Origin of the sequence: Mesorhizobium sp. M7A.F.Ca.CA.004.12.1.1, from assembly GCF_003997835.1 — a bacterium.
Lineage (GTDB): Bacteria > Pseudomonadota > Alphaproteobacteria > Rhizobiales > Rhizobiaceae > Mesorhizobium.
The window spans coordinates 1-5596 of sequence record NZ_RZRK01000405.1 but is presented as its reverse complement, the minus strand read 5'-3'; the positions used below and the strand labels follow the sequence as shown (position 1 = coordinate 5596).

At 62.2% G+C, this 5596-nt stretch carries 6 protein-coding genes; 2 read left to right on the top strand and 4 right to left on the bottom strand.

Annotated features, from left to right (window positions below):
- Positions 1 to 210: LysR family transcriptional regulator (locus EN984_RS20675; protein WP_127383916.1), on the bottom strand; the 210-nt coding region annotated here is incomplete at its 3' end.
- 111 nt (positions 211 to 321) lie between these two features.
- On the opposite strand from EN984_RS20675, the gene EN984_RS20670 reads away from it, so the two are divergent.
- On the top strand, positions 322 to 1212 hold the full coding sequence (locus EN984_RS20670) for a fatty acid desaturase family protein (RefSeq protein ID WP_127268531.1): 891 nt from the start codon (positions 322 to 324) through the stop codon (positions 1210 to 1212).
- Between the two features lie 12 nt (positions 1213 to 1224).
- Here EN984_RS20670 and EN984_RS20665 read toward each other — a convergent pair whose 3' ends face one another.
- The 3 genes from EN984_RS20665 to EN984_RS20655 form a co-directional block, all read right to left on the bottom strand.
- Positions 1225 to 3366 carry an EAL domain-containing protein gene (locus tag EN984_RS20665; protein WP_127268530.1) on the bottom strand — a complete coding sequence of 714 codons (2142 nt, stop codon included), beginning with the start codon at positions 3364 to 3366 and terminating at the stop codon, positions 1225 to 1227.
- A 164-nt stretch (positions 3367 to 3530) separates the two neighbouring features.
- Positions 3531 to 4166, bottom strand: coding sequence for an HD family hydrolase (locus EN984_RS20660; protein ID WP_127271677.1), 636 nt, complete (start codon positions 4164 to 4166; stop codon positions 3531 to 3533).
- Positions 4166 to 5026, bottom strand: coding sequence for a folate-binding protein YgfZ (locus EN984_RS20655; RefSeq protein ID WP_127271671.1), 861 nt, complete (start codon positions 5024 to 5026; stop codon positions 4166 to 4168). Before EN984_RS20655 ends, EN984_RS20660 begins: the two co-directional genes overlap by 1 nt.
- Before the next feature lie 75 nt (positions 5027 to 5101).
- Between EN984_RS20655 and EN984_RS20650 the strand changes: the two genes are divergently transcribed.
- Positions 5102 to 5596 (top strand): amidohydrolase family protein (locus tag EN984_RS20650; protein ID WP_164765554.1); only part of this gene is annotated, 495 nt, incomplete at its 3' end.

The window sequence follows — 5596 nt, the reverse complement described above, 5'->3', positions numbered from 1 at the left end:
GGGCAGCATCTCGACGCCGGCCTCGGTGAGGACGACGCGCCGGTTGACGCGGTGGAACAGCTTGCGGCCCATCTGCTCCTCGACCGTGCGGATGAGCTGGCTGACGGCAGCGGCCGACACCGAAAGCTCTTCCGCTGCCGCGGCAAAGCTGCCTGTACGGGCCGCAGCCTCGAAAGTTTGAAGTCCTTTGAGAGAGGGAGGTACGGCCATACTCACCGAATAGATAAGTTCTGCTTATCTAGATTGCAGAAATCGTCGTTTTTGGAAAGGTTGTTCATTGGCTACAATGGGTTCATCAAACTCCAGTCTGGATCGAAGCACGTGGATCATCGTGACGTAATTTCATCGTTGACGCAGGAGGAGCGCAACCGGCTGACCGCCAAGTCTGATGTTGCGGGCCTCGTTCAGCTTGCTGCTCATTGGGGCGCGATCGTGGTCGTCGGATCGCTGATCGCCGCCAAGGTGCCGTTCTGGCCACTGCTGATGCTTCCGCAAGGTATCCTCATCGTCTTCCTGTTCACGCTGCTGCACGAGACGGTTCATCGCACGGCTTTTGAGGCACAGCGGCTGAACGATGTCGTGGCGCGGGTGTGCAGTCTGGCGATCGCACTGCCGGCGGACTGGTTCCGCTACTTCCACTTTGCCCACCATCGATACACGCAAGACCCGGAGAACGACCCTGAACTGGCCTTCCCGAAACCGGAGACATGGCGGCAATACCTCGTCCACATATCCGGCATCCCGTTATGGTGGGGCCACCTCAAGACGCTCTATGCTAACGCGGCGGGCGGTTGTCGCGAAAGCTACGTTCCGCCAAAGGGCTATGACAAGGTACGCAGCGAGGCACGCGCCATGATTGCCTTTTATGCCGTGGTCCTTCTGCTGGCCCTTTATTTCCGGCTCTCGGTGCTTGTCTATGTCTGGATCTTGCCCGCTCTGTTGGGGCAGCCGTTTCTGCGCCTCTATCTCTTAGCCGAGCACGGCCGTTGTCCGTTCGTCGCCAACATGCTGGAGAACACCAGGACCACGCTGACCAATTGGCTGGTCCGCAGGCTGGCGTGGAACATGCCGTTCCATGCCGAGCATCATGCCTATCCAGGCGTGCCGTTTCATCAACTGCCGCGGTTTCATGCGCTGATCGAGCGGCATCTCAAGGTGGTCGAGCCCGGCTATGTCAGCTTCCACGGCAAATACATCGACACGCTGCGTTGACGATGGCCGGCCTCAGCCGGTCTGGCTGTGCAGTGCTCGGGATTTCAGCAGACGCTGGATCTCGGCCGCCGTTGACGGCACGCCGATCAGATAGCCCTGCGCCTCTGTGCAGCCATTGCCGCGCAGGATGTCGAGTTGCACCTCGGTCTCGACCCCCTCGGCGGTGACAGTGATGCCAAGCTCGGCGCCCAGCCCGATGACGGTGCGAACGATCGCCGCGGCGTCACGATTGCCCAGGTCGTGGATGAACGAACGATCGATCTTGATCTTGTCGACGGGAAAACGCCTGAGATAGCCGAGCGAGGAATAGCCGATGCCGAAATCGTCCAGCGCGATGCGGATGCCGAGTTCGCGCAACTGCCGCAGCGTCCTCAGCACCGCCTCGCTTTCGTCCATTAGCACGGTTTCGGTGATTTCCAGCTCCAACCGATCGGCTGGCACGCCGGAGAAAGCCAGCGCCGAGATGACGCTGCGGGCGAAGCTGCCGCTTTTAAGTTGCACGGCCGAGACATTGACCGCGACGCGCAGGCCGGCGGGCCAGTCGGCCGCCGCCGTGCAGGCTTTCCTCAGCGCCCATTCGCCAAGCGGCACGATCAATCCAGTGTCTTCGGCGACCGGAATGAAGCTGTCCGGCGCCACCGTGCCGCGTGTCGGCGAATGCCAGCGCATCAAGGCTTCGGCGCCGACGATCTCCCCGGATGCGATGTTCATGATGGGCTGGAAGTCGAGGTCGAATTCCTGGCGCGGCAGCGCGGTCTCGAGGTCGATCTCCAGCGCACGCCGTGCCTGTACCATAGCGTCCATTCCGGGTTCGAAGAACCGATACTGATTGCGCCCTTCACTCTTCGCCCGGTAAAGCGCCGTATCGGCGTTTCTCAGCAGCGCGTCGGCATCTCCACCGTCGTCGGGGAAAACCGCGATGCCCAGGCTGATGCCGACATGCATCTCGCGGCTCTTGTCGCGGAACGGTTTTCCGATTGTCTCGACGATGCGCTTCGCGAGTTTTTCTGCATTGGCAATGCCCTTGAAGTTGAACTGGATGATGACGAATTCGTCGCCGCCGAAACGGGCGACGACGTCGGTTTCGTTGTGCAGGCAGCGCTGCAGCCTCTCGGCCACGCTCTTCAACAGCCAGTCCCCGGCCGGATGTCCCCAGGTGTCGTTGACCGCCTTGAAGCGATCGAGATCGAGCGAAAAGATTGCCAGCGGCGTGACCGCCGTGGCTTCCAGCGCAAGGTCGAGCCGTTCGCGAAACATCGAGCGGTTGGGCAATCCCGTCAGCGTATCGTGATGCGCAAGATGGGTCATGCGCTCTTCGGTGCGGCGACGTTCTGTGACGTCGTCGAAGGTCACTACCCAGCCGCCGCCGTTCATCGGCCGGCGTGTGACCAGAACCGTCCTGCCGTCGGCAAGATGCCGGTAGGCCGAATGCATTTTTGCCGCCGTCAGGCAGGCTTCGGTCTTGGCGACTTCGCTGTCGACGTCGATCTCCGTATAGATGCCGAGTTCCAGCAATCTTTCGAGCGCCTCGCGGTGCGTCGTTCCAAGCGGGAAGTCTGCCGCGGTGACATTGTAGAGTTCAAGAAAACGCCGGTTGCGCACGATCATCTTGCCGTCGGCGCCGTACATCAGCAGGCCTTGCGACATGTTGGCAAGCGCTGCGTCGAAGCGGCGGTGCTGCTCCTTGAGATCCTCTTGCGCGCGGCGCTGCTCGGTGATGTCCTCGTAGATCGAGACCCAGCCGCCCAGAGCCAGAGGGCGGTGCGAGATGCTGACGATGCGGCCGTCCGACAGTGTTTCTTCATAGGTCGAGGGCTTTGCCTGATCGATATAGGGCTTGCGGATGGCGTAGAGTTCGTCGGCGGTTTGCGAGGCGATGCCGATATCGACGCTGTGGCGCAGAATGTCGAGGAACCGGATGCCGGGCCTTATGACGCTGGCTTCGAGGCAAAAGATGTTCAGGTAGTTGCCGTTGCAGATGATCATCCGCTCGTCGGCGTCGAACATGCACAGGCCGTGCGACATGTTCTCGACCGCAGCCGAAAAGCGTTGGTTCTGCTCGCGCAGTTCGTCTTCCATGTGGCGGGAGCGGTCCATGCCTTCGGCCTCCCGTTTCGGGATGGTCGAACCATCCTTGGCATCAGCGACGGGCATGAGCGCGCCTGCGGACCGTGATCGAACGCGCTATTGTGGCCGCCGCCGGTTAATTTAGCGTTTTAATGCATGTCGCCCAAAAGTGACCTCGGTTTTGGGGAAAACGACATGCATAAAACAAGACCTAAAGCGCGGCGCATGAATCCGTTTCAGCGCGACGCGCTTTAGCCGATTGCGGTTGCCGAAACCTGGTGCCGCGACGTCTCGATCGCGGAAAACCGCTTCAGGAACGCATTTTGCGCCCAGGTCACCGAGCGTGGCGTGAAATCGAAGCGGTCGGCATTGAAGCCGCGCGGACGGCCGAAGAACTCGGTCGCCTCGGCGGTCGAAAAGCCGGCGAGCAGCGTTGCCTCGAAATAGGCGGCGATCTGGTCGGCGCGCTTGATCTCCTTGCGCAGCGCAGCACTTGGCTCCTGCGGCAGCGAGAAGCGCAGATGGATGGCGCGCTGCAGCCGCAACTCACAATCCTTGTAGCTGCCGCCCATCACCGATTTGAACGGTGAGATCATGTCGCCGATGACATATTCGGGGGCGTCGTGCAGAAGAGCCGCCAGCCGGGCGTCGGCCGAAGCCTCGGGTACCAGGTCGCGGAACAGCGCTTCGACCAGCAGCGAGTGCTGGGCAACCGAAAAAGCATGCTCGCCGCTGGTCTGGCCGTTCCAGCGGGCAACGCGGGCGAGCCCATGCGCAATGTCTGAAATCTCGATGTCGAGCGGAGAGGGATCGAGCAGGTCGAGCCGGCGGCCCGACAACATGCGCTGCCAGGCGCGTGCCGGCGCGCCGACGCGGTCGGCCGCCATCAGGCCTCCTCCGCGCTGACGGCTTCCTGCGGGAAGGCGAATTTTGCCCAGCCGGGAATGGCTAGTGTAACCGGAACGTCCGCCGCCATGATCGGCAGGTCGGCGTCGAGCGCCGCCTTGATCCGATCGATGCGCGCAATCGCCAGACCGATCGTGCCGGCGGTCGAGCCAAGCATGCCAACCGGCCTGCCTTCGACGGTCAGTTCGATGCCGGGCGCGGGCAGGGACCCGTCAGCCGACACAATCAGCACGCGCCGCCTGGCGGTGCCGCGATGCTGCATGCGCGAGACGACCTCCTGGCCGACATAGCAGCCCTTCTTGAAGCCGACGCCACCGGTTTCGTCCAGCAGCACGTCGTGGGGGAAGGCGTCTCCGAGTTGGTAGTCGCTGCCGCTTTCGGCAATGCCGCCGGCAATGCGGAAGGCTTGCCACGCGGCGACATCGCTGCGCTTATCTGTTTCGCCATAGGAACGCGTGACGGCACCCTTCGGAAAGCGTGTGTCGGCGGCCGCCGTTGAATCGGATTGCGAGGGTGTTGATTCATGTCCCCATGCGACGATGACAAATGCCTGATCGGATTTGGCAATCTCGACCTTGGCGCGCAGTTTGTAGAGCGTCAGCCGGCGTATGAAATCGTCCGATATGTCGGCGCGGCATTCGAGCCAAAATGCATTCTCGCCGGTGCGGGAGATCAGGAAATCGAACAGGATCTTGCCTTGCGGCGTCAGCAGCGCACCGGGCTTGGCTTCGCCGGGAGCCAGGATGTCGAGATCGGTGGTCAGGATGTTCTGCAAAAAATGCTCGGCATCCGGACCTGATACGGAAACGAGGGCGCGGTCTTTGAGCTGGGCAAAGGGCATGGGTGGAAAAGCAACCTGATCTTGCAAAACGGTCGGCCTTTACGTAAGCCGCTGGCACTCCCCCCGCAAGAGAGCATGGCCATGATCTACGACCTCATCCTGACAGGCGGCACCGTGGTCAACCACGACGGCGAAGGGGCTCGCGACATCGGCGTGAAGGGCGGGCGCATCGCCGCCATCGGCGATCTCCGCCAGGCCTCGGCGGGCGAGACGATCGACTGCCGCGGCCTGCATATCCTGCCGGGCGTCATCGACAGTCAGGTGCACTTTCGTGAGCCGGGATTGGAGCACAAGGAAGATTTGGAAACGGGTTCGCGCGCAGCCGTGCTTGGCGGCGTCACCGCCGTGTTCGAGATGCCCAACACCAATCCGCTGACCACCAGCGAGGCAGCGCTTGCCGACAAGGTTCGGCGCGGCACGGATCGCATGCATTGCGATTTTGCCTTCTGGGTCGGCGGCACCCGCGAAAACGCCGGGGATGTCGGCGAGCTTGAGCGGTTGCCGGGCGCGGCCGGGATCAAGGTAGTCATGGGTTCGTCCACCGGCGACCTGCTGGTCGAGGACGACGAA